The sequence below is a fragment of the Streptomyces sp. SPB074 genome, assembly GCF_000154905.1.
Taxonomy (GTDB): domain Bacteria; phylum Actinomycetota; class Actinomycetes; order Streptomycetales; family Streptomycetaceae; genus Streptomyces.
In genome coordinates this window covers 445489-448344 of record NZ_GG770539.1, presented here as the reverse complement: position 1 = coordinate 448344, position 2856 = coordinate 445489, and the positions used below count along the sequence as shown (strand labels likewise).

3 protein-coding genes are annotated in these 2856 nt (G+C 73.8%); 2 read left to right on the top strand and 1 reads right to left on the bottom strand.

Translation table 11 applies throughout. The features are described from left to right. The coding region (locus SSBG_RS01835) for an aldehyde dehydrogenase family protein (RefSeq protein WP_037868695.1) at positions 1 to 691 on the top strand (691 nt) is incomplete at its 5' end. Between the two features lie 162 nt (positions 692 to 853). Here the strand turns inward: SSBG_RS01835 and trxA are convergent. Next, entirely contained in the window at positions 854 to 1255 is a 402-nt protein-coding gene (gene trxA / locus SSBG_RS01830; RefSeq protein ID WP_037868693.1) for a thioredoxin, read from the bottom strand. A 141-nt stretch (positions 1256 to 1396) separates the two neighbouring features. Between trxA and SSBG_RS01825 the strand changes: the two genes are divergently transcribed. Then, positions 1397 to 2848: a dihydrolipoyl dehydrogenase family protein gene (locus tag SSBG_RS01825; RefSeq protein WP_008744532.1), complete on the top strand. Its 1452-nt coding sequence runs from the start codon at positions 1397 to 1399 to the stop codon at positions 2846 to 2848. The last annotated feature ends 8 nt before the right edge of the window (positions 2849 to 2856 follow it).

The window sequence follows — 2856 nt, the reverse complement described above, 5'->3', positions numbered from 1 at the left end:
CTCCGCGCTCGTCGTGCGCGAGGACGCCGACATCGACGCCGTCGTGTCGGCCGCCGCCTGGGGCTCCTTCTTCCACCAGGGCCAGGTCTGCATGACCACCGGGCGCCACCTGGTGCACGCCTCCCTCTACGACGAGTACGTCGAGCGGCTGGCCGCCAAGGCCGACTCGCTCGCCGTCGGCGACCCCTACCGCGCCGAGGTGCACCTCGGACCCGTCATCGACCAGGACCAGCTCGGGAAGATCCACCGGCTCGTGGAGTCGAGCACCGCGCGCGGCGCCCGGCTCGTCGCGGGCGGCACCCACGACGGCCTCTTCTACCGGCCCACCGTCCTCGCCGGCGTGAACGAGGACACCCCGGCCTACACCGAGGAGGTCTTCGGGCCCGTCGCGCCCGTCCGGTCCTTCGCCGACGACGACGAGGCCGTCAAACTCGCCGCCGCGAGCCCCTACGGCCTCGTGCTCGGCGTCATCACGCGCGACACCGCGCGCGGCCTCGCCCTCGCCGAGCGCGTCCCCACCGGGATCGTCCACATCAACGACCAGACCGTCAACGACGAGGCCGTCGCCCCCTTCGGCGGCCTCGGCGCCTCCGGCACGGGCGCCCGCTTCGGCGGCGAGGCCAACCTCGACGCCTTCACCGAGACGCGCTGGACGACGGTCCGCGCGGACGTCGCCGCGTACCCGTTCTGAGAACGGCGCACGGCACCCGGGAGCAGAAAGAAACCGCCCCTCTCACCCGAACGGGTGAGAGGGGCGGCGCGGGGCCGCGGGAGGCCGGTACGGAAGGGGTGTGCTCCGGCGCTCGCGCGGACCCCGGTCCTGGCGCCCTCGCGGGCGTGGCCGGGTCCCGGCTCAGGCGCTCTCGCCCGGCTGCGGGGACTCCCCGCCCGTCGACTTCTCGGCCTCGGCGATCGACTTGCGCACCTCGTCCATGTCGAGCGCCCGCGCCTGGCCGATCACGTCCTGGAGCGCGGCCTCGGGCAGGGCGCCCGGCTGCGCGAAGACCGCGACCTGGTCACGGACGATCATCAGCGTCGGGATCGACTGGATACCGAAGGCGGCGGCCAGTTCGGGCTGGGCCTCGGTGTCGATCTTCCCGTAGACGAGGTCCTGGTTCTCCTCGGACGACTTCTCGTAGACCGGGGCGAAGGAGCGGCAGGGACCGCACCAGGACGCCCAGAAATCGATCAGGACGAACTCGTTGTCCGTCACGGTCTGGTCGAAATTCTCCTTGGTCAGCTCCACAGTGGGCATACTTCTCCTACTTCCTGGTCTGTCCTGGCACATCGATACGGCCCGGATGCGGACCCGTCAGGACAACGGTGCCGCCTCAGGGCGTATTCCGTCCCCGCTACCCCCGTGGCGGGGACGCACACACTTCGACAGACTGGGGCCATGACGGACACCGGAACCGAGGCCGAGCAGCAGACCTACGACGTCGTGGTGGTGGGCGCGGGACCCGTCGGCGAGAACGTCGCCGACCGCACCCGCGCCGCGGGCCTGAGCACCGTGATCGTGGAGAGCGAACTCGTGGGCGGAGAGTGCTCCTACTGGGCCTGTATGCCCAGCAAGGCGCTCCTGCGCCCCGTACTCGCCCAGGCCGAGGCACGCCGCCTGCCCGGCCTCGCCCAGCATGTGGCCGGGCCCCTCGAAGCGGGCCCCGTGCTCGCGCGCAGGGACTCCTTCACCTCGCACTGGAAGGACGGCGGCCAGGCCGAGTGGCTGGAGTCGGTCGACGTGCCGCTCGTCCGCGGCCACGGACGGCTCGACGGGCCCAGGACCGTGGCCGTCACGACCCCCGAGGGCACCGTCCTGCGGCTCACCGCGCGCCGCGCCGTGGTCCTCGCGACCGGCACCGGCGCCAAGCTCCCCGAACTGCCCGGCCTCGCCGAGGCCAGGCCCTGGACCAGCCGCGAGGGCACGAGCGCCCAGCAGGTGCCCGGCAGGCTCGCGATCGTCGGTGGCGGCGTCGTCGCCGTCGAGATGGCCACCGCCTGGCGCGGCCTCGGCGCGCACGTCACGCTCCTCGTCCGCGGCGAACGCCTCCTCGGCCGCATGGAGCCCTTCGCCGGGGAACTCCTCGCCAAGCAGCTCGCCGAGCACGGCGTCGACATCCGCCCCCGCACCTCCGTCGCCGAGGTCTCCCGCCCCGGCGGCACCGGGCCCGTCACGCTCACCCTGGGCGACGGCTCGACCCTGGAGGCCGACGAGGTCCTCTTCGCCACCGGACGCGCCCCGCGCAGCGAGGACCTCGGCCTGGAGACGGTGGACCTGGAGCCGGGCGGCTGGGTGGAGTCGGACGACAGCTGCCTCGTCCCCGGCACCGACTGGCTCTACTCCGTCGGCGACCTCAACCACCGCGCGCTCCTCACCCACCAGGGCAAGTACCAGGCCCGCGTCGCGGGCGCCGCCATCGCCGCGCGCGCCAAGGGCGAGACGGTCGACACCTCGCCGTGGTCCCCGGCGCAGACCACCGCCGACCACGCCGCCGTCCCGCAGGTGGTCTTCACCGACCCCGAGGTCGCCGCGGTGGGCCTGACCCTCGCCGAGGCCGAGGCGGCCGGGCACCGCGTGCGCGCCGTGGACCAGGAGATCGGCTCCGTCGCGGGCGCCGCCCTGCACGCCGACGGCTACACGGGGCGCGCCCGCCTCGTCGTGGACGAGGACCACGGCTTCCTGCGCGGCGCCACCTTCGTCGGCCCCTCCGTGAGCGAACTGCTCCACTCCGCCACGATCGCGATCGCCGGCGAGGTCCCCGTCGCCCGACTGTGGCACGCGGTCCCGTCCTACCCGACGATCAGCGAGGTGTGGCTGCGCCTCCTGGAGGCGTACCGCGACGGGAGCTGACGCGCGCG

Coding starts and splice junctions, on each gene's coding strand:
- trxA (WP_037868693.1), bottom strand. CDS start 1,255: ATGCCCACTGTGGAGCTGACCAAGGAGAATTTCGACCAGACCGTGACG.
- SSBG_RS01825 (WP_008744532.1), top strand. CDS start 1,397: ATGACGGACACCGGAACCGAGGCCGAGCAGCAGACCTACGACGTCGTG.